At 46.0% G+C, this 24715-nt stretch carries 20 protein-coding genes and 12 tRNA genes; 24 read left to right on the forward strand and 8 right to left on the reverse strand.

What is annotated here, in order from left to right; genetic code table 11:
- Nucleotides 1-91: 91 nt before the first annotated feature.
- Entirely contained in the window at nt 92-580 is a 489-nt protein-coding gene (gene rsd, locus QWZ05_RS14280; RefSeq protein ID WP_264874348.1) for a sigma D regulator, read from the reverse strand.
- Nucleotides 581-768: 188 nt separating this feature from the next.
- Here rsd and nudC point away from each other — a divergent pair, with 188 nt between their 5' ends.
- From nudC to QWZ05_RS14300, 4 genes are all read left to right on the forward strand, one after another.
- Nucleotides 769-1551 (forward strand): NAD(+) diphosphatase, encoded by a 783-nt coding sequence (gene nudC / locus QWZ05_RS14285; RefSeq protein WP_290299061.1) that lies wholly within the window; start codon nt 769-771, stop codon nt 1549-1551.
- Between the two features lie 267 nt (nt 1552-1818).
- Complete coding sequence (gene hemE, locus QWZ05_RS14290; RefSeq protein WP_264874346.1) at nt 1819-2886, forward strand: uroporphyrinogen decarboxylase; 1068 nt, start codon at nt 1819-1821, stop codon at nt 2884-2886.
- A gap of 140 nt (nt 2887-3026) precedes the next feature.
- Nucleotides 3027-3665 carry a TetR/AcrR family transcriptional regulator gene (locus QWZ05_RS14295; RefSeq protein ID WP_289960391.1) on the forward strand — a complete coding sequence of 213 codons (639 nt, stop codon included), beginning with the start codon at nt 3027-3029 and terminating at the stop codon, nt 3663-3665.
- A 42-nt stretch (nt 3666-3707) separates the two neighbouring features.
- Nucleotides 3708-4679 (forward strand): DHH family phosphoesterase, encoded by a 972-nt coding sequence (locus QWZ05_RS14300; protein ID WP_264874344.1) that lies wholly within the window; start codon nt 3708-3710, stop codon nt 4677-4679.
- A 44-nt stretch (nt 4680-4723) separates the two neighbouring features.
- Here the strand turns inward: QWZ05_RS14300 and QWZ05_RS14305 are convergent, their stop codons facing one another.
- The 6 genes from QWZ05_RS14305 to rsgA all read right to left on the reverse strand — a co-directional run bounded on the left by QWZ05_RS14305 (nt 4724) and on the right by rsgA (nt 12388).
- Nucleotides 4724-5854: a murein hydrolase activator EnvC family protein gene (locus tag QWZ05_RS14305; protein ID WP_290299065.1), complete on the reverse strand. Its 1131-nt coding sequence runs from the start codon at nt 5852-5854 to the stop codon at nt 4724-4726.
- Nucleotides 5855-5993: 139 nt separating this feature from the next.
- Complete coding sequence (gpmM, locus tag QWZ05_RS14310; protein WP_290299067.1) at nt 5994-7526, reverse strand: 2,3-bisphosphoglycerate-independent phosphoglycerate mutase; 1533 nt, start codon at nt 7524-7526, stop codon at nt 5994-5996.
- A gap of 257 nt (nt 7527-7783) precedes the next feature.
- Nucleotides 7784-8671: a DMT family transporter gene (locus QWZ05_RS14315; RefSeq protein ID WP_264874341.1), complete on the reverse strand. Its 888-nt coding sequence runs from the start codon at nt 8669-8671 to the stop codon at nt 7784-7786.
- A gap of 67 nt (nt 8672-8738) precedes the next feature.
- Nucleotides 8739-10154 carry an SLC13 family permease gene (locus QWZ05_RS14320; protein ID WP_264874340.1) on the reverse strand — a complete coding sequence of 472 codons (1416 nt, stop codon included), beginning with the start codon at nt 10152-10154 and terminating at the stop codon, nt 8739-8741.
- A gap of 212 nt (nt 10155-10366) precedes the next feature.
- On the reverse strand, nt 10367-11224 hold the full coding sequence (asd, locus tag QWZ05_RS14325; protein ID WP_264874339.1) for an archaetidylserine decarboxylase: 858 nt from the start codon (nt 11222-11224) through the stop codon (nt 10367-10369).
- Between the two features lie 108 nt (nt 11225-11332).
- Nucleotides 11333-12388 carry a small ribosomal subunit biogenesis GTPase RsgA gene (gene rsgA, locus QWZ05_RS14330; protein WP_264874338.1) on the reverse strand — a complete coding sequence of 352 codons (1056 nt, stop codon included), beginning with the start codon at nt 12386-12388 and terminating at the stop codon, nt 11333-11335.
- A 112-nt stretch (nt 12389-12500) separates the two neighbouring features.
- Here rsgA and orn point away from each other — a divergent pair, with 112 nt between their 5' ends.
- The 13 genes from orn (at nt 12501) to QWZ05_RS14395 (ending at nt 14605) form a co-directional block, all read left to right on the forward strand.
- Entirely contained in the window at nt 12501-13046 is a 546-nt protein-coding gene (orn, locus tag QWZ05_RS14335) for an oligoribonuclease (protein WP_264874337.1), read from the forward strand.
- Between the two features lie 158 nt (nt 13047-13204).
- Nucleotides 13205-13280 (forward strand) — tRNA-Gly (locus QWZ05_RS14340).
- Nucleotides 13281-13335: 55 nt separating this feature from the next.
- A tRNA-Met gene (locus QWZ05_RS14345) sits at nt 13336-13412 on the forward strand.
- A gap of 19 nt (nt 13413-13431) precedes the next feature.
- Nucleotides 13432-13507, forward strand: a tRNA-Gly gene (locus QWZ05_RS14350).
- 35 nt (nt 13508-13542) lie between these two features.
- Nucleotides 13543-13618 (forward strand) — tRNA-Gly (locus tag QWZ05_RS14355).
- A gap of 35 nt (nt 13619-13653) precedes the next feature.
- Nucleotides 13654-13729: transfer RNA gene (locus QWZ05_RS14360), tRNA-Gly, on the forward strand.
- A 39-nt stretch (nt 13730-13768) separates the two neighbouring features.
- Nucleotides 13769-13845: transfer RNA gene (locus tag QWZ05_RS14365), tRNA-Met, on the forward strand.
- A gap of 30 nt (nt 13846-13875) precedes the next feature.
- Nucleotides 13876-13951 (forward strand) — tRNA-Gly (locus QWZ05_RS14370).
- Nucleotides 13952-13990: 39 nt separating this feature from the next.
- Nucleotides 13991-14067 (forward strand) — tRNA-Met (locus tag QWZ05_RS14375).
- 124 nt (nt 14068-14191) lie between these two features.
- Nucleotides 14192-14267: transfer RNA gene (locus QWZ05_RS14380), tRNA-Gly, on the forward strand.
- Nucleotides 14268-14306: 39 nt separating this feature from the next.
- Nucleotides 14307-14383: transfer RNA gene (locus QWZ05_RS14385), tRNA-Met, on the forward strand.
- A gap of 30 nt (nt 14384-14413) precedes the next feature.
- Nucleotides 14414-14489, forward strand: a tRNA-Gly gene (locus QWZ05_RS14390).
- A gap of 39 nt (nt 14490-14528) precedes the next feature.
- Nucleotides 14529-14605, forward strand: a tRNA-Met gene (locus tag QWZ05_RS14395).
- Between the two features lie 507 nt (nt 14606-15112).
- Here the strand turns inward: QWZ05_RS14395 and queG are convergent.
- The gene (gene queG, locus QWZ05_RS14400; RefSeq protein ID WP_290299072.1) at nt 15113-16237 is read right to left on the reverse strand and encodes a tRNA epoxyqueuosine(34) reductase QueG; all 1125 of its coding nucleotides are present in this window, start codon (nt 16235-16237) and stop codon (nt 15113-15115) included.
- Nucleotides 16238-16466: 229 nt separating this feature from the next.
- Here queG and tsaE point away from each other — a divergent pair, with 229 nt between their 5' ends.
- The 7 genes from tsaE (at nt 16467) to hflK (ending at nt 24714) form a co-directional block, all read left to right on the forward strand.
- Nucleotides 16467-16934: a tRNA (adenosine(37)-N6)-threonylcarbamoyltransferase complex ATPase subunit type 1 TsaE gene (gene tsaE, locus QWZ05_RS14405; RefSeq protein ID WP_264874335.1), complete on the forward strand. Its 468-nt coding sequence runs from the start codon at nt 16467-16469 to the stop codon at nt 16932-16934.
- A gap of 6 nt (nt 16935-16940) precedes the next feature.
- The gene (locus tag QWZ05_RS14410; RefSeq protein WP_290299075.1) at nt 16941-18812 is read left to right on the forward strand and encodes a LysM peptidoglycan-binding domain-containing protein; all 1872 of its coding nucleotides are present in this window, start codon (nt 16941-16943) and stop codon (nt 18810-18812) included.
- Between the two features lie 4 nt (nt 18813-18816).
- Nucleotides 18817-20790 carry a DNA mismatch repair endonuclease MutL gene (mutL, locus tag QWZ05_RS14415; protein ID WP_290299077.1) on the forward strand — a complete coding sequence of 658 codons (1974 nt, stop codon included), beginning with the start codon at nt 18817-18819 and terminating at the stop codon, nt 20788-20790.
- Nucleotides 20787-21719, forward strand: coding sequence for a tRNA (adenosine(37)-N6)-dimethylallyltransferase MiaA (gene miaA / locus QWZ05_RS14420; protein WP_264874332.1), 933 nt, complete (start codon nt 20787-20789; stop codon nt 21717-21719). The genes mutL and miaA overlap by 4 nt, the downstream gene beginning before the upstream one ends.
- Before the next feature lie 162 nt (nt 21720-21881).
- Nucleotides 21882-22145, forward strand: coding sequence for an RNA chaperone Hfq (hfq, locus tag QWZ05_RS14425; RefSeq protein WP_164649270.1), 264 nt, complete (start codon nt 21882-21884; stop codon nt 22143-22145).
- Nucleotides 22146-22182: 37 nt separating this feature from the next.
- Complete coding sequence (gene hflX, locus QWZ05_RS14430) at nt 22183-23472, forward strand: ribosome rescue GTPase HflX (protein WP_264874331.1); 1290 nt, start codon at nt 22183-22185, stop codon at nt 23470-23472.
- Nucleotides 23473-23517: 45 nt separating this feature from the next.
- Nucleotides 23518-24714 carry an FtsH protease activity modulator HflK gene (gene hflK / locus QWZ05_RS14435; RefSeq protein WP_264874330.1) on the forward strand — a complete coding sequence of 399 codons (1197 nt, stop codon included), beginning with the start codon at nt 23518-23520 and terminating at the stop codon, nt 24712-24714.
- The last annotated feature ends 1 nt before the right edge of the window (nt 24715 follow it).

Genomic DNA, 24715 nt, shown 5'->3' on the forward strand with positions numbered 1-24715 from the left:
GGCAACGTAGCGGTTTCTACAGACAATAAAAAAGCTTGTCCAAAGACAAGCTTTCAATCATTCCTTCAACCTTCAACCTTCAACCTTGAAATCAAGCACCAGGCGGAATCGCCAAACTGTCCGCAATCAATTGAATCAGTTGGTCTTCTTTTTCAAACCTTAGAGTAATAATCTCGCCAATCTTTGATAAGTCAGCATCAAGGCTATCTAGATTCGTTTCTTCGTTAGTTTCTGCGTAGTTGTCGGTAAAGCTGAGTAATGGCTCAGTGGTGAGGACAATCTTGGCGTACGCTTGGTCGATATCTTCAGTTGCTTTAAAGCCAGTCGAACGCCACTTGTCCATGACCATATCGTAAATTTTAAAATGACCTTCCGAGATGTAATCAACCAAGTGTTGGCTGAAGTCTTGCAGTTCTTCTGCAGTAGGCAGTGTCGATAAACCTTGTGCATTTGAAGATGGTTGCAGATTTGCGAGTTTACAATACTCTACGATCAGAGACTGACGCGTTTCCAACCAGTGGTCGATAACATCACTCGAACCACCCCATTGTGCTTGTGTTTGTTTGAATTTGTTTAGCATACGCTCTTACCTCTAGCTTGGATCACCAACAAGGAGACCGACTTCCTTTGCTCCAACAGATACCTGCAGCAGGTATCTATGCTATTCCTAGTCGAGTCAAAGACCCTAACAACAACTGAGTTTTATAAATTTGGTATGAATTTAGATTGCCAGTAAAATGATGATTCTGCAAGCGATGAGGTGCACGGATGTTAAAAAATCGTGATATAAATGAAGCAAGTTGTGTCGGTTGGATTGTTGTTAAAGACAGCACAATCTGGTTGCAAGATGGCCAGCTGCCAGAAGGGAGTGCCAAAGAACTTAATTTACCGATAGAAAACGCGCATTTTGTTGGAGAGTATCAGCATAAAACGTATTACTGGGTGAATGAAGCGGACGTGACCAGTGAACTGGACATGTACTCTCTAAGAGACTGCTTACACTTTCCAGAGGCGCTGTTTCTTTTGATGAGCAAGGCCATTCAACTCGGCCACATGACACAATCTATCCGCTATTGCCCTGTGTGCGGAGGTCGAAACCATTTAAACAATAATCAACTGGCTATGCAGTGTGGTGATTGTCGCACCTTGCACTATCCAAGAATTTTTCCCTGCATTATCGTTGCCGTACGCAAAGATAAGCAGATACTATTGGCACAGCACCCTAGACACCGCAATGGCATGTACACCGTGATCGCAGGGTTCTTAGAAGTGGGTGAGACACTAGAGCAATGCGTAGCGCGAGAAATCAAAGAAGAGACGGGCATTGAAGTTGGCAATATTCGCTATTTTGGCAGTCAACCATGGGCCTTCCCTTCGAGTATGATGATGGCGTTTCTCGCTGACTATCAATCAGGGGAAGTGAGACCAGATTATCAAGAGTTGTCGGATGCAGATTGGTTTAGTGTCGATTCGATGCCAGAAGTCGCCCCCCATGGGACGATTGCACGAGCCTTGATAGAGCAGACTGTTGCAGATATCAAAGCGTCATAGCGAAATTCACCTTCTTTAAGGCAAAAAAAACCCTCCTAGAAGGAGGGGGTAAGTAAGATGTCGTTATGAGATACCGAGTTTAACAAACTCTTTATTATAGTAATTTTCGCTAGCAAACAAATAATTAACACTGATTAGAGTTGGGTGCAAATTAAGCGTTGTGATTAAAGTGAATAACTTGATCCAGGGCGCAAAGCACTGCACTTTTTTGATCAGAACAGTGTTAAAATACTCAACGTAAAAATCAGTCTAAATTGGGAAGATGGAATGACAGAATTAAAGAACGATCGCTATCTACGCGCGCTGCTAAAAGAGCCAGTAGATTACACGCCTGTATGGATGATGCGACAGGCGGGTCGTTATCTACCAGAATATAAAGCGACTCGCGCTCAAGCGGGTGACTTTATGTCTCTATGCAAAAATGCTGAGCTGGCTTCTGAGGTGACGCTTCAGCCACTCCGTCGTTTTCCTCTTGACGCTGCCATCCTGTTTTCGGATATCTTGACTATTCCTGATGCGATGGGCTTAGAACTGCGCTTTGCGGCTGGCGAAGGCCCTGTGTTCGATAAGCCGATTACATGTAAGGCCGATGTAGAAAAAATTGGTTTGCCAGATCCAGAAGGTGAACTTCAATATGTTATGAATGCCGTGCGTCAAATTCGCAAAGATCTGAATGGCGATGTGCCGTTGATTGGCTTCTCTGGTAGCCCTTGGACGCTCGCTACATACATGGTTGAAGGTAGTAGCTCGAAAGCGTTCACTAAGATCAAAAAAATGATGTATGCAGAGCCTCAAACCCTGCATATGCTGCTTGATAAGCTGGCAGACAGTGTTATCGAATACTTAAACGCACAGATTAAAGCGGGTGCGCAATCAGTCATGGTATTTGATACTTGGGGCGGGGTACTGACACCGCGCGACTATAACCTTTTCTCGCTGCAATACATGCACAAGATTGTTGATGGCTTGATTCGTGAAAATGATGGGCGTCGTGTTCCAGTGACTCTGTTTACTAAGAACGGTGGCATGTGGCTTGAGCAAATTGCAGCAACCGGTTGTGATGCGGTAGGTCTAGATTGGACAATCAATATCGCAGACGCTAAAGCGCGTATCGGCGATAAAGTGGCACTGCAAGGCAATATGGACCCATCGATGCTTTACGCGTCACCTGAGCGTATCCGTGAGGAAGTTTCGGGTATCTTAGAAGGGTTTGGTGATGCGGGTACAGGTCATGTGTTTAACCTAGGTCATGGTATTCACCTAGATGTACCGCCTGAGAATGCCGGTGTATTCGTTGACGCTGTTCACGAACTATCAAAGCCTTACCACAAGTAAGCAATGTTAACGCCCGGCATCGCTCGGGCGTTTTTATATTTGATTTCTATACGATTTGTTCCTAGAGAATAGATAGGCATCCACTTAATGATGCTTCGGTATATACTGGAATTCCCCCAAGTTTAGAACGGATAAAGAGAATGAAAACAAGGGACAAAATTGTATTCGCTGCCCTAGAGCTTTTTAATGAGCATGGTGAACGTACCATCACGACGAATCATATTGCTGCGCACATCGATATTAGCCCGGGCAACCTCTACTATCACTTTCGTAACAAGCAAGAGATCGTTCGCGAGATATTCTTAATTTACTCCCAAGAGTTATTAGAGCGTTTTGAGCCAGTACAAGAACAGTCAGAAAGCTTGGTATTGCTTAAGCAATACCTAGATTCTATCTTCAATTTGATGTGGAAATATCGCTTCTTTTACGCCAACTTGCCGGATATCCTACAACGAGATGCATCGCTGCATGAGGACTATATCGCGGTGCAGAGTAAGCTACAGGCGAATCTAAAAAACATCATGCGTACCTTCCATAGCCTTGGTCTCATTGCTGTGACAGAGGAAGAAATACCGCAATTTGTCACTTCTTTGCATTTGATTGCGAGCAGTTGGTTAGCGTATCGTTCGGCTATGAATGCTGGCGAGAAAATCACGGAACAAGTTGTCCATCAGGGTATGTTGCAGATGATCTTCATCGTCAAACCTGTCGCTACGCCACTAGGGCGTGAACAGCTACAGCTGCTTGAAGATGGTATTCTCGCCAAGCATAGTGATTAGTGCCGAGCCCAAGGAAGGGTGTAAGAAGTAAAGGATACAGAGATGACGAAGCACTTTGATGTGTTTAATGGTGATGCCGATGGCATCATTGCACTGCTGCAGTTAAGGCTGGCTGAGCCGAAAGAGTCTGTGTTGGTTACTGGGGTTAAGCGGGATATTCAGCTGCTAGAAAAACTGCAGCTCGAACGGCCCATTTTTCCAGGAGATACCTTCACGGTTCTGGATATCTCAATGGAGAAGAACCAACGAGGACTCCAGGAGTTACTCGCCAAAGGGGCTATCGTGACTTATGCCGACCACCATAAGTCAGGCGAGATCCCAGAGCATGAAAACTTGTCAGCTCACATCGACTTAGACCCCAATATTTGTACCGCATTGATTGTCGATCAACAGCTGCAAGGGCAATACCATTTGTGGGCGATTACCGCTGCCTATGGTGATAACTTGATTGCGAAAGCCGATGCTTTGTCTGCGCAGGCTGGTTTAACCCAAGAGCAGAGTGAGCAGTTAAAGCAGTTGGGCACTCTGATCAACTACAATGGCTACGGCTCAACGCTAGATGACCTTCATTATGATCCTGCTGATCTGTTTCGCCAGTTGTTGCAATATTCATCACCGTTTGATGCTATCAATGATTCGAAGTCTCCCTTCACTCAATTAAAGCAAGCGTATGCCGAAGATATGTCACTTGCAGATGCGCTTCCTGCGAGTTACCAGAGTGATAAACTCAGAGTCTATGAGCTGCCCAATACGCCAGCATCAAGGCGCATTAGTGGGGTGTTCGGTAATCTGTTAGCCAATCAAAATCCACAGTTGGCTCACGCCGTTTTGAGTGAAAACAAAGAGGGTAGCTTGACGGTTTCACTGCGCGCTCCCCTGTTAAATAAACAAGGCGCCGGGGATATTTGTTCAGGTTTTGCTACAGGAGGAGGGCGAGCTGCAGCTGCCGGAATCAACGCCTTGCCAAGGGAGCAGATTGAGCAGTTTATCGCTGCGGTGGAAGCGGCGTATTAGAGTGCGACTCTTATAGAGTCGCGTTTACTGCTTTTCGAGTTGGTTTATTTTAGCCAACTCGATGGATTGTAGGTCTTACTATTGCGGCGAAGCTCAAAATAGACCGAAGCTTGGCTTTGCCCTCCGGTATCACCGGCCAGTGCTATGGCTTCACCAGCCGTCACCTTATCACCTTCTTTCTTCAAGAGAGTTTGGTTAAAGCCATATAGCGTCATATCTCCTTTGCCGTGGTCGAGTAAAACCACTAGACCATAGCCGCGGAGGTAATCGGCAAATACGATGGTGCCGGGATAAACCGCATTCACCTTCTGGCCGTATTCGGCATCAATGACGACACCTTTCCAGTCAATTTGACCGGCTTGTTTACTGCCGTAGCGATGTAACACCTTACCTTTGACTGGCCAAGGGAGTTTACCTTTTTGTTTAGCTAGCCCATCCATAGGCACAGATGCACGCTTTGCTGCCTTTGCAATCTCTGCCTGCAACCGTGTTTCATTTCTTTGCAACTCAGCCAAATAGACCTTATCTGAAGAGATGCTGTTTTGAATCTTGCCGATAGTCCCTTTACGTTGCTTCTGACTATTCGCAAGTGATTGGCGTTGCTCTTTTTGTTGTTCAAGCAGTGTCGCAAGTTGATTTTTTTCGGCAGAGAGTTGCTGCTTTGATTGATTCAACTCTTGATAAGTGGCTTCAAGCTCTTTGATGGCGGCGGCTCGCGCTTTAGCAATGTGCTGGAAGTATTGACTGATCCGGTCTTCTTCGGCATCAGTGCCTAAGATACTGGCAGGTGCTTTACCTTTTTGTGTCATGTAGTAAAGCTTAAGTAGCTCAGCCAATTGTGCGCTCTGTTCGTCTCTTTGCTGATTCAACTGTGTGATGTGTTGGTTGAGCACCGCAATTTTTTGGTTGGTATTCGTCAGTGATTGTTCAGTTTGACGGATCTTTTGCTCACTGGCGTTGATCGCGAGTTCTTGTTGTTTCAATGATTGCTGAAGCTTATCAAGCTCTTGTTGTTGTGAGCTTAAAGATTTTTGCTGGCGACTTATCTCGGTCTTGACTCCTTTCAATGCGTTCTTGGAGTCAGCGTAGCTAGGTATTGATGTCAGAGTTAAAAGCACAGCCGCACTTAGGCTTAGCAGTGTTGGTTTCAACCTAGGGCGAGAGCAGACGGTCATAGAGACAGCAATCCTTACTAAATGAGCGAAAAGTGAGTATATCTAAAGTCTGTTAATATTGACGTCAAAGTGCTGAAAAAAGCAATAAAAAACCCCAGCCAGCTGGCTAGGGTTTGATATTGTACGTCTGTTAAGTGAATTACTTAACTAGAACATCACCAGACATTTCAGCTGGGATCTCTAAGCCTGTTAGAGAAAGCATTGTTGGTGCTAGATCAGATAGCTTACCGTCTTCTTTGAACTCTACTTCTTTATCACCGATGTAGATTAGAGGTACTGGTAGGTTTGTGTGAGCAGTGTGCGTGCCACCAGTTGTAGGGTCAACCATCATTTCTGCGTTACCGTGGTCAGCTGTGATCAGCATTTGACCGCCCACTTCTTTGATTGCATCAACGATTTGACCAACGCTTGCGTCTAGCGCTTCGATTGCTTGCTCAGCCGCTTCGTAAACGCCAGTGTGACCGACCATATCTGCGTTCGGGTAGTTACAGATGATGGTGTCGTATTTGCCTGACTTGATCGCTGCGATCATTTTTTCAGTCAGCTCAGCCGAGCTCATCTCTGGTTGTAGGTCGTAAGTCGCTACTTTTGGAGAAGCAACAAGTTGACGCTCTTCGCCTTCAAATTCGTTCTCAACACCGCCGTTGAAGAAGAAAGTCACGTGTGCGTATTTCTCAGTTTCAGAGATACGAAGCTGTGTTTGACCTTGCTTAGATAGCCACTCACCGTAAGTATTCTCAAGAGACGCTGGTGGGAATGCCGTTGCTAGAGGAATATCCGCTGCGTATTGCGTTAGCATAACGAAGTTGATTGCTGGGAATACAGCGCGCTCAAAACCATCAAAGTCAGGCACGAATGCGCGAGTGATTTGACGAGCACGGTCAGCACGGTAGTTCATAAAGATCACTGTATCGCCATCAACGATAGCCGCATCTTCTTGACCTTCAGTTTTGATTGCTGTTGCTTTAACAAACTCATCGTTCTCTTCACGAGCATAGGCTGCTTCCAGGCCTGCAACCGCTGAGTCGTATGTGAACTCTGCTTTACCTTGAGTGAGTAGGTCGTAAGCAACTTGTACGCGGTCCCAGTTGTTGTCACGGTCCATTGCGTAGTAACGGCCAACGAGTGAAGCAACGCGGCCTTTACCTAGTTTAGCGAACAGGTCTTCAAAGCGCTTTAGAGAGTTCTCTGCGCTGCGAGGTGGTGTATCACGGCCATCTAGGAAGCAGTGTACGTAGATTTTCTCTACACCACGTTCAGCTGCCATTTCAACCGCTGCGTAGATGTGATCTTCGTGGGAGTGTACGCCACCTGGAGACATAAGACCCATGATGTGTACTGCTTTCTCTGCTTTTACTGCTGAATCAATCGCTTCAACTAGCGCAGGAGTTTGAGCAAACTCACCGTCAGCGATAGATTTAGTGATGCGAGTTAGGTCTTGATAAACAACACGGCCAGCACCGATGTTTGTGTGACCCACTTCAGAGTTACCCATTTGACCGTCAGGTAGACCTACGTCCATACCAGATGCAGAAATTAGAGTGTTTGGATTGTTTGCTAGTAGCGCATCCATTACAGGAGTTTTCGCGTTAGCGATTGCATTGCTTGCGGTATCTTCACGGTGACCGTAACCGTCAAGAATAACTAGAGCCATAGGCTTCTTAGCAGACATAGTATTGACCTCGTCAAATCAGTAGAAATTTTCGGTCGGATGACCTTGAAATAAATTAGCGTAATTTTACTACACTTTTAAACCAAAACTGTAGGCTAAGATCAAATTATCGCCGCTAGCAGGGTAATAAATTTCTCTAGATAACAACATTTTTGGTCAGTCTATCCGGGTTGCTAGCGTCATCATTGATGATAACCACCATGATATAAAGCATATTGTAGCTATCGATTTAATAGGTCGCAGCAATATGTTCCGAATTAGTACACCAAGAGTGCCGTGCCACTTACGGCCAGAAATGCCCCTATCCATGCGTAACGATTTGGGCGTTGCTTAGTGTAAAGCCATAGCAGTGGAAGTAGCATAACGGGCGTTGTTGATGAAAGCAGCGCGACCATTCCAACATGCCCATCTTTGAGCGCATAAAGAATCAGGGTCATACCGACCGCCATAGCAATGAACCCGTTGAGCGCAGTAATAGCAAAAATACGACGATTCATCGGTTGTGTTGCCTTTGCTATTTTTGCGCCAGTAAGGCGAAACAAAGAGTGAGCAACAAAAGCGGAGATCATCCGAATGGCTGAAGCGGCGATAGGATCGATGTCTGTCATCATGACAGGCTTGGCGATAATGCCACCGAGCGCCTGACACAAAGCCGCGACAAGACCGAGACTAATTCCAAGATGAAGGGAGCCTGACACTTGCTCGAGTTTAGAGCTTGAGGGTTTCTTGCGACCGAAGAATATCGCCCCTGCCACACCAATGAACACCAGCAATGATCCCACAAGCTCTATTGACGTCATTGTCTCGCTAAAAATAAAGAAACCGAGAATGACTGAAAAGACCGCGTGACACGAAAATAGCAGGCCCGCCTGTCTTGGTCCCATGCGATTTAAGCAGGCGAAAAGGGCAGTATCACCGATAAAAATACCAATTAAGCCAGAGAGAACCATTGGGGTCACAGCAGGAGAGGTCACACTCGCCCAACCTCCTGTATATAAGGCCATTGCTGTTAGGATGAGTGATGTGCACCCCATGCGCCAGCGGCTGTATGCAAATGTGCCAAGATGTGCAGCTGGTGTGACAGACATTAAGCTTGCTACCGCCCATAAGAAAGCCGCGGCAAGCGCTAACCATTCGTATCCCATTTTTTCCTCTAAATAAATGGCTTAAGAGGGAGATACTATGCCCGAGATGCGTCGTGGGATAAACCGTTTAGGTGAACAACCACACCGCTAAGTAAACGATACTTAAACCAATGACACCCATAATCAAACCGGTTTTAGCCATATCTTTACTTTCAATGAGCCCCGTAGAGTAAGCCAAAGAGTTTGGAGGGGTTGATACAGGTAAAATCATGCCAAGTGATGCGGAGAATGCAACAACCACAAGTAGACCTTGAATGCCTCCCACCGCGACAAGGCTGTCCATCGAGGCACCGATGGCAGCCGCGATAGGCATGAGTAAGTTGGCCGTTGCGGTGTTAGACATAAAGTTCGCCATCAACCAGCAGACAATCGAGAGTGAAACAAGAACCGCAGCGGCAGAGAGACTGTCATATGGAATTGTGTGTGCAAGAGATTCTGCAAGCCCAGTGCGGTCTAGCCCTAAACCAATCGCAATACCCCCGGCAACTAACCAAAGAACATCCCAGTTAATTAGCTTCAGCTCTTCTTTGCCCATAATTCCAGTAAGAGTAAAAACGGCTAAAGGGACTATGGAGACAACATAGGTGTTCATGCCGTGAAGTTGTGTCGTCATCCACAATAGAATGGTGACAGCGAAAGTTGCATAGACTACCCATGCACGCCAACTTTGCTCAAATTTGCCACTCAGATTCAATACGAGTTCATCTTTGGAGCTTGGAAATAGTTTTTGTAGTAAAAACCAAGCGATGGTCAGCTGAATTATGACAAACGGCAGTCCCATCATCATCCAAGATAGAAAGTCGATAGCATACTCACCAGTAAGGTATTGCAATGCAATCGCATTGGGTGGTGTACCAATTGGTGTCGCGATACCGCCCGTATTAGCGGCAATTGGGATACACAACACAAGCGCCTTGATGCCGAGATCCCCCTTTGGAGCAGCGGCTACGATAGGGCCGAGCAGTGCTAGCATCATTACTGTCGTCGCGGTGTTGGACATAAACATTGAGAACACGGCAGTGATTAACATCAAGCCAAGCATAATAAACGCCGGTTTAGTGCCAAACGGCTTTAGCAGTACTCGTGCAAGGTTGTTGTCTAGATTGTACTTTGATGCGGCAATAGCGAGCGAAAAGCCCCCCATGAATAGAATGATAATAGGTGAAGAAAAGGCACTAAAAATGTCGGTATAAGACATTAATTCACCAAGCTGAGCACCGCTGTTTTCAGCTCGAAATAGATGAAGCCCTTTATCAGAGATCATCACCAACTGCAGGGCGATAATAAGTATCGAGGTGGCAAAGACGGGCACTGGCTCAAATACCCATAGCAATGCGGCGAGAAGGAAAATAGCCAGCAAACGATGTTGGATAACAGTCAGTTCAGCAATCGGAATTGACTCTGTTGGTAGCATCAGAATGAACAGAGGAATTGCTAGGCAAAAAAGGAGTTTAATCATTGAAGCAGGAAAACGAACAGCCATGTTACTAATCCATCAAAATCAAAATCTTCGATTAGAATACAGTAGCTTATGGCTGGGTACGTCGAGCCAGTTTGAATAATGAGAAGCTGACTTGTGCAATCCATCGATACTTTGTTTTAGGTCAAAAATACAGCAAAACACCACAGTGCACAGGATGATAGGCAATAAAAAGCCCCGCTTATGCGAGGCTTGATGACCTTTATGGTGCAGCGTTATTGCTTGTGAGCGTAAGCTGTGCCCATCACGGTAGGTGCCGTGTTTTGCATACTGTCATCAAAGCGAATCGCGTCTTTAGCGAATAGATTAATGACCGTAGAGCCTAACTTAAAGCGCCCCATCTCTTGGCCTTTTTCGAACGTGATTGCGTTGTCACCCTCAGCCGGATAATCCCAACGGTAAACGGTATTGCCGCGCGGCGGTGTAACAGTACCAGCCCACGTCAGTTCAATGCTGCCAACAATCGTTGCACCGACCAACACCTGTGCCATCGGGCCAAACTCGGTATCAAAAATACACACAACGCGTTCGTTGCGGGCGAATAAGTTCGGGACGTTTTCTGCGGTCAGCGGGTTTACCGAGAAAAGATCGCCAGGCACGTAGATCATTTGACGCAACGTGCCTTTGCAAGGCATGTGTACACGATGGTAATCGCGAGGGGACAGATAAAGTGTCGCGAACTCACCATCCGCGAACTCTTGTGCCAGAGCGTCATCGCCACCAAGTAGCTCAAGAGCCGAGTAGTTATGGTTTTTAGCTTGAATAAGTAAGCCATTATCAATAGGGCCAAACTGGCTAACACAAGCGTCTGCTGGATGTGTTAAGACGGCTTCGTCTTCCACAATTGGACGCATGCCAGGCTTGAGTTCGCGAACAAAAAACTCATTGAACGTTTTGAAGTGTTTTGGATCAGAGTGAAGCGCCTCATCCATATTGACTTTGTACTGCTTGATGAACCAATTAATGATGGTCGTCGTCAAGCCGCCTGCCTTAGCTGAAGCAAGTTTACCGACGAGACGCGTCAATGCGTGCTGTGGAAGCCAGTATTGCAATCCAACTTTAAGTTTATCCATGATGGTAATCCAATCTTGTTTGTTTTCGTCATGCTGTGGGCGCGAGATGTTACTCAAACCTTACCCAGTTGTCAGCCACAAAAGTCATCATCTTGTAGCTGGGTTCATTTATAGGTCCGCTTTTTTATTGCGAGAATACTGACGGTTAGCTTTACCCTCGCTCATACTCTCCAAAATTCGATGATAGTTATCAAAGCGAATTTGGTTGATGTTCCCATCTTGAACGGCCTGTTGCAGGATACAACCAGGGTCGTCTTGGTGTTTACAATCACGGAACTTACAACCACCTAAGTATGGTCTAAATTCAACAAACGCTTTAGTGACTTCCTCTGCCTCTAGGTGCCACAAGCCAAACTCACGTACTCCCGGAGAGTCAATTAAGTCACCGCCACTTGGAATATGGTAGAGACGTGCTGCGGTTGTGGTGTGCTGACCAAGTCCTGAATTTTCAGATACTGCACCTTCTTCAACCTCAAGCTCGGGCATCAGTGCGTTTGCTAGGCTTGATTTTCCGACACCAGATTGACCTACGAAGATATTGATACGATCGATAAGTTCAGCTTCAAGCTCTTTGACGCCTTCACCCGTTTGCTTACTAACAAAAAGAACTTTATAACCGATCTTTGTATATTCATTTAGTGACTCGGCATACTTCTCACGCTCTTCGTCTGTCAATAAATCAATTTTGTTGAGTACAATCAAAGGTGCGATCTGTAGTGTCTCAGCAGCCACTAAATAGCGGTCGATGATGTTAAGTGAAAGCTCTGGCAGGACAGAAGAGACAATGATCATCTGGTTGACGTTTGCTGCAACAGGTTTTAGACCATCATAGTAGTCTGGACGAGTAAGAACAGACGTGCGAGGTTCAACGGCTTCGACAACCCCTGAGATGCCATCCATTGATTCAAGGCCTGCTCGCCAAAGAACTTGATCCCCAGAGACGAGGCTTTCGATTCCTCTGCGTAGGTTGCATCGATGCACTTCTTTCGTTTGTGCATCTTCAATATCGGCATGCTGACCAAAGCGAGTGATCACCAAACCAGATTTTACCGCGCCAAGCATAGTCTCATCCCACTGGACAGTGTCTTGCTGCTTGAGCTTTCTTTTCTGGTTGCTTCTGACTCGTCTCACCTGACCTTTTGTCAGCTTTTTCTTTTTCGCCACGTTAACTCTCTAATATCGTGTGACCAAGCTAGAGGGATTGTACGCTCTATCTTGAGGATCTTAATTTGGGTATAGTACCTTTTTTATGTGCAAACAAATAGGCGACAGAACTATGTCTTTCAGTGATCAGAACTTAATTTGGGTTGATCTCGAGATGACGGGGTTAGATCCTGAAACTCACAAAATCATCGAAATTGCATCCATTGTGACAGACAGTGAGCTTAATATTTTGGCAGAAGGCCCTGTTTTAGCAGTAAAACAGCCACAAGCTGAGCTCGATAAGATGGATGACTGGTGTACCAATACGCATACGGCGAGTGGGCTGGTGGAGCGAGTTCAGAACAGTGATGTTGATGAACAAGAGGCGATCCGTCAAACCATCGCATTCTTAGAAAAATGGGTGCCTAAAGGGAAATCACCTATTTGCGGCAATAGCATCGGTCAAGATCGTCGCTTCCTGTACAAGCACATGCCAGAGCTAGAAGAGTATTTCCACTATCGTTACCTTGATGTTAGCACTCTTAAAGAGTTGACTCGTCGCTGGAAGCCGGAAGTGTTGGATGGCTTCTCAAAGCAAGGCACACACCTAGCTTTAGATGATATTCGAGAGTCGATAGCCGAGCTAAAATACTACCGCGAAACGATCTTTAAGATCTAATTGCGCTAATTTGATTAAAATCACACCGACATAGGCTGTGTAATGGATGCTTTTTCATCAACTGGATCAATTTTGGATTTTTTTTAGAAAAAGCACTTGCATCACAAAAAAATGCTCTTATAATTCGCAGCCCTAAACGACGGAAACGTTGTTGAAAAGCGACACTAGCTCAGTTGGTAGAGCGCAACCTTGCCAAGGTTGAGGTCACGAGTTCGAACCTCGTGTGTCGCTCCAATTCTCTTTTATTAGAGATAGATAGCTTCCATTGTGCTTAACAATGAACATCGGACGCGGGGTGGAGCAGCTTGGTAGCTCGTCGGGCTCATAACCCGAAGGTCGTCGGTTCAAATCCGGCCCCCGCAACCAATTCTCATCAAGAGAATATGCGACACTAGCTCAGTTGGTAGAGCGCAACCTTGCCAAGGTTGAGGTCACGAGTTCGAACCTCGTGTGTCGCTCCAAATAAATAGCCTTCATTGTGCTTAACAATGACATTGCGACACTAGCTCAGTTGGTAGAGCGCAACCTTGCCAAGGTTGAGGTCACGAGTTCGAACCTCGTGTGTCGCTCCAGATAAATGGCTTTCATTGTGCCTAACAGTGACATTGCGACACTAGCTCAGTTGGTAGAGCGCAACCTTGCCAAGGTTGAGGTCACGAGTTCGAACCTCGTGTGTCGCTCCAAATAAAAAGTTCTCATTGTACTTAACAATGAACATCGGACGCGGGGTGGAGCAGCTTGGTAGCTCGTCGGGCTCATAACCCGAAGGTCGTCGGTTCAAATCCGGCCCCCGCAACCAAATTTAATCAATAGCGCTTGCTGTTGATATGCGACACTAGCTCAGTTGGTAGAGCGCAACCTTGCCAAGGTTGAGGTCACGAGTTCGAACCTCGTGTGTCGCTCCAAATAAAAAGTTCTCATTGTACTTAACAATGAACATCGGACGCGGGGTGGAGCAGCTTGGTAGCTCGTCGGGCTCATAACCCGAAGGTCGTCGGTTCAAATCCGGCCCCCGCAACCAATTTTTAGTGGTATTGTGATTCGCTAGCTCGTCGGGCTCAGCCATTCATAAAACCCAGCGAAGGTCATCGGTTCAAATCCGGCCCCCGCAACCAAATTTAATCAATAGCGCTTGCTGTTGATATGCGACACTAGCTCAGTTGGTAGAGCGCAACCTTGCCAAGGTTGAGGTCACGAGTTCGAACCTCGTGTGTCGCTCCAAATAAAAAGTTCTCATTGTACTTAACAATGAACATCGGACGCGGGGTGGAGCAGCTTGGTAGCTCGTCGGGCTCATAACCCGAAGGTCGTCGGTTCAAATCCGGCCCCCGCAACCAAATTTAATCAATAGCGCTTGCTGTTGATATGCGACACTAGCTCAGTTGGTAGAGCGCAACCTTGCCAAGGTTGAGGTCACGAGTTCGAACCTCGTGTGTCGCTCCAAATAAAAAGTTCTCATTGTACTTAACAATGAACATCGGACGCGGGGTGGAGCAGCTTGGTAGCTCGTCGGGCTCATAACCCGAAGGTCGTCGGTTCAAATCCGGCCCCCGCAACCAATTTCATCTCTCTGAAATCCGATAACGCTCTTTCCTCATGCTGTGAAGCATAATCCCCCATAAAGATATGAAACTTGATTGCATGTTAATCAAGTGCGCTTTTGTCTGTATAAAAGATGAATTGTACCCCTTCTATCGTTTGATAGATGGGCATTTCCCTATTCGATTCACAGAGTTATCCACATGTTTACATTTGTGGATAAGTTGGTGAATAATTAAGATCTTTCAACATATTCCTACACAGGCTTTAGGATCATCAGATGATGAAGAAAAGTAAAGGTTGTCCTTTACGTAATTAAGTTATTGTTTTTAATGGTTTAATTTAATCTATCAAATAAATTTGTAGTTTAGAACTTGACAGGAATAGTATTGTTTTTTGATCTTTATCATTTTTTTGTGATGTGGCTAACTTTCACCGAGAGGTGAATTTTTACAACCAGAGAAAATTTTTCCACAAAGTCAGCTTTTTAGAGCTAGCTCAAAAAATGTGTGAGTGATTTATGAAATTTAGGCGTCTCGTGACAGCCCTTTTTCGACTATTCTGATAAGCCTCTGCTTTTTTCTATCGACATTGGGTACGTTATTCAACGCTGCTTTCTGCTCGGCTATAGCCCAAAGTAAATGCTCATCTAGACCTTCATCTATTCCAAGTCGTTCTGTCAATGCAGGGATATAGTCTTCACTGTAAGGCGCGTTTCCAATCGCAATAGCGATATTTCTCAGCCATTGTGTATGGCCGATTCGTCGGATAGCACTGCCTTGCATTCGCTCAAGAAACTCGGCCTCACTCCATGAAAATAGCTTTAGCAAATGCGCATCATCAAACTCATTTCGGCGATGAAAGTCAGTATGTTGCGTAATCTCAGCTTCACGATTCCACGGGCAAACGAGCTGGCAGTCATCACAGCCGTATATTCGATTACCTATTGCTTTACGAAACTCAAGCGGAATAATGCCATCATATTCAATCGTGAGATATGAAATGCAGCGGCGTGAATCGACAACTTTGTTGTCTACAATCGCTTGTGTCGGGCAGGAGGTAATGCATGCTACGCAGTGACCACACTCATTTTCATCTTTAGGCACATCGATAGGAAGAGGTAGGTCAATCAGTAATTCACCTAAGAAAAACCAAGAGCCAGCTTCTTTATTGAGAAGTAACGAGTGCTTCCCGACCCAGCCTAGTCCCGCTTTTTCGGCTAGCGGACGCTCCAAAATAGGCGCTGAATCAACAAAGGGGCGATACCCAAGAGCTTCAACTTCTTGCTCTATTTTTTGAGCAAGCTTTTTTAGCTGGTTACGAACGAGCTTGTGATAGTCACGACCGAGAGCATAACGACTAATATAGCCAGAGTGAGTATCTTTTAGGTTTGACGCAAACTGAGCCTCTGGTGGTAAGTAATCCATTCGAGCGCTTAAAACACGTAATGTACCGGGCAGCAACTCTTCAGGACGTGCCCTCATCATGCCGTGACGAGCCATCCAATCCATCTCTCCGTGATACCCATTGTCTAGCCAGTTTTGTAGATAGCTCTCATGTGCTTTGAGATCAACATCGGTGATACCGACCTGATCAAAGCCAAGTTCTTTACCCCAAGTTTTAATATTAGTGGCCAGCTCAATTAGGTTCATAGAGGAGTGCTCCTTTTTGCGGGCGCCGATCCTAGCGGATCTCACGTAAAATGAACATCAAAAAATACGCAAAGATCAAAGTTGTCTGTCAATTTATCTGCGTTTTACTATTTCCCTATCTCTGAATTATATATACTTGAAATTTAGACAGCTTTTTATTTCTGTACGGAAACACATACGTTTCAGAAAAAGATCGCCGAGAATGACAACTAAGTATTGCCAGAATTAAATGATATCAAAGACATTTTTCCTAAAAGATGAGCAAGAGACGATTAAGCTAGGCGATCATCTTGCACAGCGCTGTTCTCAGCAAACTACGATCTACCTGCATGGAGATCTTGGAGCCGGGAAGACAACATTTAGCCGAGGCTTCGTTCGATCCTTAGGGCATGTCGGGAATGTCAAAAGCCCGACCTACACCTTGGTCGAACCTTATCAGCTAGCAAACTGGATGGTGTACCATTTCGACCTCTATCGTTTGGCGGATCCAGAAGAACTCGAATTTATGGGTATAAGAGACTATTTTACAGATGATGCGATCTGCTTAGTTGAATGGCCAGAGAAAGGAGAGGGTATGCTCCCTGAGCCTGATCTGCATATTGATATCCGTTATGACGGTGAGCAGCGTCAAGCGACACTGCGAGCGATGACAGAGTATGGAAACAAGTTAGTTGAACAAATGGAGTTAGCTGAGTAATTCGCTATGTGGAGACGAGGTTTTTCCCTTTTTCTGTTACTGGCATTGATACCAGTGACAGTTCTAGCCAATGTGCTGGAGAGTATTCGAGTTTGGCCTTCACCAGAAGAGACTCGTGTCGTTATTGATCTTAAGTCGGAAGCGGTACACAGCTACTTTACTTTGAGTAGCCCTGACCGCGTCGTTGTCGATCTCAAAAATACAACGCTAGCGGCAAAGCTTCCGGTTAACGTAACGGATAGCCCTGTACTTAAGCGCATACGCAAAAGCTCTCCCCCTGAATCAGGTACATTTCGACTTGTTTTTGAGTTGAAAGGGAAAACCACGCCATCAGTATTTAAACTGGCTCCGACACCGGGGGGGCAATACGGTTATCGCTTAGTCGTAGATATGCCTCATGCAGAAAAGAAAGCGCCGGCAGCCAGTAGCAGTGCATCTCAGGTGAGTAGAGATGCTTCTCAACTTACTGGTAATGCCGATATTGTCGTGGCAATTGACCCAGGGCACGGTGGTGAAGACCCCGGCTCTATTGGCCCTTCAAAGAAGTATGAGAAGCATGCAACACTGGCCATATCTAAAAAGCTTGCCGCGAACATCAATGCAATACCGGGCATGAAGGCGGTACTGACGCGTCAAGGTGATTATTTCGTTAACTTGAATCGTCGTTCAGAGCTGGCTCGAGAGGGCGGTGCACACCTTTTGGTTTCGGTTCATGCAGACGCTTTCCATTCTCCTAAACCGCGTGGGGGCTCAGTCTTTGTATTGAACACCAAGCGTGCTAACTCTGAGCTCGCTAAGTGGGTTCAAAATCACGAAGAGCAATCCCAACTCCTAGGCGGTGCTGGCGATCTTCTTGCCAACAATAATACCGATAGAAATGTCAGTCAGACATTGATCGACATGCAATTCCAGTTCTCTCAACGAGAGGGCTATAAAGTAGCGACAAAAATTCTGAATGAAATGGGTAAGGTTGCCCATTTGCACCAGAAAAAGCCGATTAACGCCAGTTTGGCAGTATTGAAGTCACCTGACATTCCTTCTGTTCTTGTTGAAACAGGCTTTATTTCAAACCCGACTGAAGAGAAGTTGCTCTTCCAGCGTTCGCATCAAGACAAGCTTGCTCGTGCTTTAACAACTGCAATAGTCCAGTATTTTGAAAGTAACGCGCCTGAAGGAACACTGTTTGCCAATCGAAGTAAGACGATAAAGCACAAAGTGCAAAAAGGAGAGAGCCTCTCTGTTATTGCGAATCGTTATGGAACAACAGTTACCGCGATCCGAAACGCGAATAATCTGAAAAGTAACAGTTTGGCGATAGGCCAGATGTTGTCGATACCTGCGACTAACCGCGCGGCGCCAGCAGTGCCGAATAATGTACCAGCGGTTGAGACCAAAACGGTCACACATACGGTTCAAAAGGGCGACTATCTCGGTAAGATTGCTCAGCAGTACAATGTGTCTGTTGCTGCGATTAAGCGGGAGAACAACCTTAAGTCAGATACCCTAAAATTAGGTCAGAAACTGAAGATCACCGTAGCAGCGTCGAGTAGCTCACCGACTGTGCAAACCAAGACCATCACTCATACTGTTGGCAGGGGCGACTATTTAGGTAAAGTCGCGCAACAATATAAGGTCTCCGTTGCTGCGATTAAACGCGAAAATAACCTTAAGTCGGATACGTTAAGGCTGGGTCAGAAGTTAAAGATCACTGTTAGTGTTGCGGATATACCACCGAGAAAGCACACGGTTAAGCGAGGTGAGTTCCTCGGAAAAATAGCCAATCAGTATGGTGTGTCGGTATCAAGTATTCGGTCAGCGAATAACTTGCGCTCTGACCAATTAGCGGTAGGACAGGTACTAACTATCCCAAGTAAGTAGAATAATGACGATTAAGATTTTACCCGCTCGTCTTGCCAACCAAATTGCGGCTGGTGAAGTAGTCGAGCGACCAGCGTCGGTAGTAAAAGAGCTGGTGGAAAATAGCTTAGACTCTGGTGCGACTCGTATCGATATAGACATCGAGAAGGGTGGCGCCAAAATGATCCGTGTCCGTGACAATGGGAAAGGGATCCCTAAAGATGAGCTTGGCTTAGCCCTTAGTCGTCATGCAACATCGAAAATTCACACTCTAGATGATCTTGAAGCGATCATAAGTTTAGGCTTTCGGGGTGAGGCTCTCGCCAGTATCAGCTCCGTCGCAAGGCTGACGTTGACTTCACGTCCGACAACGCAAGAAGAGGCTTGGTCGTGTTACACCGAAGGTCGAGATATGGAGGTAAAGCTCCAGCCGGCTGCACACCCTGTGGGCACTTCTGTTGAGGTGTTAGATCTCTTTTTTAATACGCCAGCACGACGTAAATTCTTAAAGACCGAAAAAACTGAGTTCACGCATATTGATGAACTATTAAAGCGTATTGCTTTGAGTCGTTTTGATGTCACGATAAACTTGCGTCACAACGGAAAGATGATTCGTCAATATCGAGCAGCAAAAACACAAGTGCAAGCGGAGAAGCGCATTGGTGCAGTGTGTGGCGCTGCGTTTGTTCGTTCAATGCTAAAAGTCGAGCTGGAGCATAACGATCTTAAACTTCATGGTTGGATCACTACACCTGAGGGAGCTCGACAGCAAAGCGATCTTCAATACTGCTATGTGAATGGCCGTATGATGCGCGATAAATTGATCAATCACGCGATTCGTCAAAGCTATGAAACTACCCTGAGGCCTGATCAATTTGCTACTTATGTGCTGTTTATTGAAATTGATCCGCACCAAGTGGATGTCAATGTGCATCCTGCGAAACATGAAGTCCGCTTTCACCAAGCAAGGCTAGTTCACGACTTTATCTATCAAGCACTGGCTGGCGCACTTGCCCAAAGCTTGAATATTGATGAGCGAAAGCAAACAGGGTCGGCTTTTCATCATGCTGATGAGAATCAAGCTTCTCACTCCAACGTTTCGTCTGCGGTAGCAATCGATCAGCAGCTCAATCAAGCGGTTGAAAATACAGCCTCTTATCCGAATAAAGTCTCGACAGTGAGCACTGCGCAAATCAACGAAGGTCATGCGGGGCGCGAGTGGCAGGCAGAAGCTCGCCCAGCCTCCAAAAGTGCTTCGAGCCCTCGCGAGCGAGCACCGAAGAGCTCACCGAGTCAAAGAGAGGTAAAAGCATATCAGGAATTGATGCAAACTCCTGATATGACGAAGGCTCAAACCTCGGTTGAATCTGCTTCTATAACTTCAGAACAGCCTGCGCTAGCACAAGCCTCAGCGAAGGCCAAAACAATAGTAGCCAAAGAGTTTGGGAAAGCCATCTGTATCGTTGAACAGCGCTACCTTCTCACTCAATATGATGGTCATTGCTTTATGTTGTCGATAGCAAGAGCAGAGTGGTGGAAGCAATATGGCCAGCTAAACCCACAACAAGGGCCTCTAACCATGCAGCCGTTATTGATTCCGCTGGCGATTAAGGTGGAAGATGAGCTATATCAAGCGCAGCAAAAGATCCAACCTATGCTGCTGAAGCTCGGGATCAAAATTGTTGAGAAAGATAAATCAACCTTGATGGTCATGGCTGTACCGCAACCGATGCGACAACAAAACCTTCAACAACTGATTCCGGATCTGTTATCGTACGCGGCTCAAAATTGCGAGACAAACGATCCTCAATCTCTAGAACGCATGACGAAATGGTTAGCAAATCAGGTGACTGTTGAGAAACCTAGCTACACTTTGTCTGAAGCGGTTCAAATTTTAGGGGAACTAGAACAGCTCTGGCATGGTCAATTACCATTAGACGATTCTAATCTTATGATTAGTATCGACTTTACCGATACGATTTCTGCGTTTAAATTATGAATGAAAAGTTACCTCTAGCACTGTTTTTGATGGGCCCTACGGCTTCAGGTAAAACAGACTTAGCCATCCGTTTGAGACAACGTTATCCCGTTGAAATCATCTCTGTGGATTCGGCATTGATTTATCGCGATATGGACATCGGTACAGCGAAGCCTGACGAGAGAGAGCTTGAGTTAGCCCCTCATAGGCTTATCGATATTCTTGATCCTAGTGAAGCCTACTCAGCAGCAGATTTCCGACGTGATGCGTTGAAAGAGATGGCCGATATTGTTGCTCAAGGTAAGATCCCACTCTTGGTGGGTGGAACAATGCTTTACTATAAAGCATTGCTGGAAGGGTTGTCTCCATTACCAGCGGCCGATCAAGAGATTCGAGCACAGATTGATCAAGAGGCGCAATCACTAGGTTGGCAGGCGATGCATGACCAACTTCGAGAGGTTGATCCCGTCTCAGCACAAAGAATACACCCTAATGATCCACAAAGATTGTCTAGGGCATTGGAAGTTTATCGAATTTCAGGTAAAACTCTTACTGAGTTGACTGCGACAAAGGGTGAACCCATCCCTTACCGTGTCAAACAGTTTGCAATAGCTCCCAAGGATAGGGCAGAGCTCCATCGTCGTATTGAACTAAGATTCGACAAAATGATGGAAGCAGGATTTGAGGATGAGATGCGAGCGCTGTATCAGCGTGACGATCTTCACCCTGATCTTCCTTCTATTCGATGCGTCGGCTATCGACAGATGTGGGACTATTTGGACGGGAACGCCACACTCGAAGAGGCAAAGTTTCGAGGAGTGTGTGCAACTCGTCAATTAGCCAAGCGACAAATCACCTGGTTGCGCAGCTGGGATGATCTGACTTGGTTGGATAGCGAAAATGTTGATCTCGCTTTAGAAACTCTCTCTCAGGCAATAGCCAGCGATTGAGTTTACTGTGTATAATATTTTTGCTTTTGCGCGAAAGATCATTCTTACTTAGTAAGTGTGGTCACTTGAAACTGTTTAGCTCAGATGCACAAAGCAGCGCAAATCATTGCAAAGCACCACTAGCTAAATAACAACAACATAAATACAAATAAGGAAAATAAAATGGCTAAGGGGCAATCTCTACAAGACCCATTTCTAAATGCATTACGCCGTGAGCGTATCCCTGTATCTATCTACTTGGTTAACGGTATCAAGCTTCAAGGTCAAATTGAGTCATTCGACCAATTCGTTATCTTGTTGAAAAACACAGTAAACCAGATGGTATACAAGCATGCGATTTCTACAGTTGTGCCGGCTCGTCCAGTGAGCCATCACAGCGGTGAGCGTCCTCAAAACGACCGCCCACAAGAAAAATCAGAAGATTAATCCCTGATTAATCACATAGAACAAAGGAGTTGAACGCTTGTTTGACCGTTATGAAGCCGGTGAGCGAGCCGTACTTGTTCATATCAACTTCACGCAAGAGGGTGAGTGGGAAGATCTAGTAGAGTTTGAAATGCTAGTCTCTTCCTCTGGTGTACAGTCGCTGCAGGTCATTACCGGCAGCCGTCAGTCGCCGCACCCTAAGTATTATGTCGGAGAGGGTAAAGCCCAAGAGATCGCTGAGGCCGTTCAGCGTGAAGAGGCAGATGTAGTGATATTTAATCACGCCCTTTCCCCTGCTCAAGAACGAAATCTAGAACAGCTATGTCGTTGTCGAGTGTTAGACCGAACTGGTTTGATCCTCGATATATTTGCTCAGCGTGCAAGAACGCATGAAGGTAAACTTCAGGTTGAGCTTGCGCAGCTACGTCATATCTCTACTCGATTAATTCGTGGATGGACCCACTTGGAGCGACAGAAAGGTGGTATTGGTCTTCGAGGGCCGGGTGAAACCCAGCTTGAAACCGACAGACGCCTACTGCGTGACAGGATCAAAGCGATCCTTCGCCGTCTAGAGAAAGTCTCTAAGCAGCGAGAGCAAGGACGTCGAGCCCGTCGACGCGCTGAAATCCCTACCGTCTCCCTAGTTGGTTATACCAATGCAGGTAAATCGACATTATTTAACCGCATCACTGAGGCGGGCGTTTATGCCGCTGACCAGTTATTTGCAACGTTAGATCCTACACTGCGTAAGATAGAGCTCAAAGAGGTCGGTCCTGCGATTTTGGCAGATACCGTAGGATTTATTCGTCACCTTCCGCATGATCTTGTTGCAGCCTTTAAGGCAACGTTACAAGAAACGCAAGAAGCTGACATTTTGTTACACGTTGTTGATGCCAGTGATGAGCGTTTTCGTGAGAACATTCATGCTGTTCACGAGGTACTAGAGGAGATCGATGCCTCTGAGATACCGACCCTAGTGGTCATGAACAAGATCGATAATCTAGAAGGGCAAAAACCTCGTATTGAAAGAGATGACGAGGGAATTCCAACTACCGTTTGGGTTTCTGCGATGGCAGACATCGGTATGGATTTGCTCTTTGATGCTTTAAAAGAACGTCTTGCCAGTCAAATGGTCGAGTACAAATTGCAGATACCGCCTGCTTATCAGGGGCGAATCCGCAGCGTGTTCTTCGAGAAACAGTGCATTTTGAATGAAGGCTACGATGAAGAGGGAAATCTTCTTATTGATATCCGCATGCAGAATGTTGATTGGCAGCGACTCGAAAAAAGAGAAGGGGCAGTTTTACGTGACTTTATAGTTACTTAAATGACTGCTACAGTATAACGTCATATCAAATGATGGAGCTTACTAATGGCGTGGAACGAGCCTGGTAATAACAACGGCAATAATGGCCGCGATAATGACCCTTGGGGTAACAATAATCGTGGCGGCCAGAAAAATGGCGGCCGTGAGCAAGGACCACCAGATTTGGATGAAGTTTTCAGCAAACTGAGTCAAAAGCTGGGTGGTAAGTTTGGTGGTAAAGGTGGCAGTGGCTCATCTAACGGCTCTAATGGTGGATTCTTAGGATTCGGTGTTATTGCGGTTATTGCAATTGCTATCTGGGTTTTCGCAGGCTTCTACACAATTGGTGAAGCCGAGCGTGGTGTTGTGTTACGTCTAGGTAAATACGATCGAATCGTTGATCCTGGTCTGAACTGGCGCCCACGTTTTGTTGATGAAGTCTCTCCTGTTAACGTTCAGGCGATTCGTTCACTACGCTCATCTGGCTTAATGCTGACAAAAGATGAAAACGTTGTGACAGTAGCGATGGATGTTCAATACCGTGTTGCTGACCCATACAAATACTTGTATGTCGTTACTAATGCGGATGACAGTCTTCGTCAAGCAACCGACTCTGCACTACGTGCGGTGATCGGTGACTCTTTGATGGATAGTATTCTGACCAGTGGTCGTCAACAAATCCGTCAAAGCACACAAGAGACTCTGAATGATATCGTAGACAGCTACGATATGGGTTTGGTTATCGTTGATGTGAACTTCCAATCTGCACGTCCACCTGAGCAAGTAAAAGACGCATTTGATGATGCTATCGCTGCTCGTGAGGATGAAGAGCGTTTTGAACGTGAAGCAGAAGCGTACCGCAACGATATTTTGCCGAAGGCAACAGGTCGAGCAGAGCGTCTGAAGAAAGAAGCTCTTGGTTACTCTGAGCGCATTACTAACGAAGCACTTGGTCAAGTAGCTCAGTTCGAGAAGCTGCTTCCTGAATACCAGGCCGCGCCTGAGGTAACACGTAATCGTCTATACCTAGATACGATGGAGCAAGTTTACACGAGCACCTCTAAGGTACTGATTGATTCGGAATCAAGTGGCAACTTACTGTACCTACCAATCGATAAGTTAGCGGGTGAAGGCAAAACCGATACCAAGCGTACTCAACGCTCATCGTCTAGCTACGATCAAATTGAATTAGAATCGCAAGCTCCAACGTCTGATTCCAATTCTGACTCGCGTTCAACTGGCACACGTCAAGGGAGATACTAAT

Origin of the sequence: Vibrio agarivorans (assembly GCF_030409635.1) — a bacterium.
GTDB lineage: Bacteria > Pseudomonadota > Gammaproteobacteria > Enterobacterales > Vibrionaceae > Vibrio > Vibrio agarivorans.

Coding starts and splice junctions, on each gene's coding strand:
- rsd (WP_264874348.1), bottom strand. CDS start 580: ATGCTAAACAAATTCAAACAAACACAAGCACAATGGGGTGGTTCGAGT.
- tsaE (WP_264874335.1), top strand. CDS start 16,467: ATGATATCAAAGACATTTTTCCTAAAAGATGAGCAAGAGACGATTAAG.
- QWZ05_RS14305 (WP_290299065.1), bottom strand. CDS start 5,854: ATGACCGTCTGCTCTCGCCCTAGGTTGAAACCAACACTGCTAAGCCTA.
- miaA (WP_264874332.1), top strand. CDS start 20,787: ATGAATGAAAAGTTACCTCTAGCACTGTTTTTGATGGGCCCTACGGCT.
- QWZ05_RS14295 (WP_289960391.1), top strand. CDS start 3,027: ATGAAAACAAGGGACAAAATTGTATTCGCTGCCCTAGAGCTTTTTAAT.
- hfq (WP_164649270.1), top strand. CDS start 21,882: ATGGCTAAGGGGCAATCTCTACAAGACCCATTTCTAAATGCATTACGC.
- QWZ05_RS14315 (WP_264874341.1), bottom strand. CDS start 8,671: ATGGGATACGAATGGTTAGCGCTTGCCGCGGCTTTCTTATGGGCGGTA.
- nudC (WP_290299061.1), top strand. CDS start 769: ATGTTAAAAAATCGTGATATAAATGAAGCAAGTTGTGTCGGTTGGATT.
- mutL (WP_290299077.1), top strand. CDS start 18,817: ATGACGATTAAGATTTTACCCGCTCGTCTTGCCAACCAAATTGCGGCT.
- orn (WP_264874337.1), top strand. CDS start 12,501: ATGTCTTTCAGTGATCAGAACTTAATTTGGGTTGATCTCGAGATGACG.
- asd (WP_264874339.1), bottom strand. CDS start 11,224: ATGGATAAACTTAAAGTTGGATTGCAATACTGGCTTCCACAGCACGCA.
- QWZ05_RS14410 (WP_290299075.1), top strand. CDS start 16,941: ATGTGGAGACGAGGTTTTTCCCTTTTTCTGTTACTGGCATTGATACCA.
- QWZ05_RS14320 (WP_264874340.1), bottom strand. CDS start 10,154: ATGGCTGTTCGTTTTCCTGCTTCAATGATTAAACTCCTTTTTTGCCTA.
- QWZ05_RS14300 (WP_264874344.1), top strand. CDS start 3,708: ATGACGAAGCACTTTGATGTGTTTAATGGTGATGCCGATGGCATCATT.
- queG (WP_290299072.1), bottom strand. CDS start 16,237: ATGAACCTAATTGAGCTGGCCACTAATATTAAAACTTGGGGTAAAGAA.
- gpmM (WP_290299067.1), bottom strand. CDS start 7,526: ATGTCTGCTAAGAAGCCTATGGCTCTAGTTATTCTTGACGGTTACGGT.
- hemE (WP_264874346.1), top strand. CDS start 1,819: ATGACAGAATTAAAGAACGATCGCTATCTACGCGCGCTGCTAAAAGAG.
- hflK (WP_264874330.1), top strand. CDS start 23,518: ATGGCGTGGAACGAGCCTGGTAATAACAACGGCAATAATGGCCGCGAT.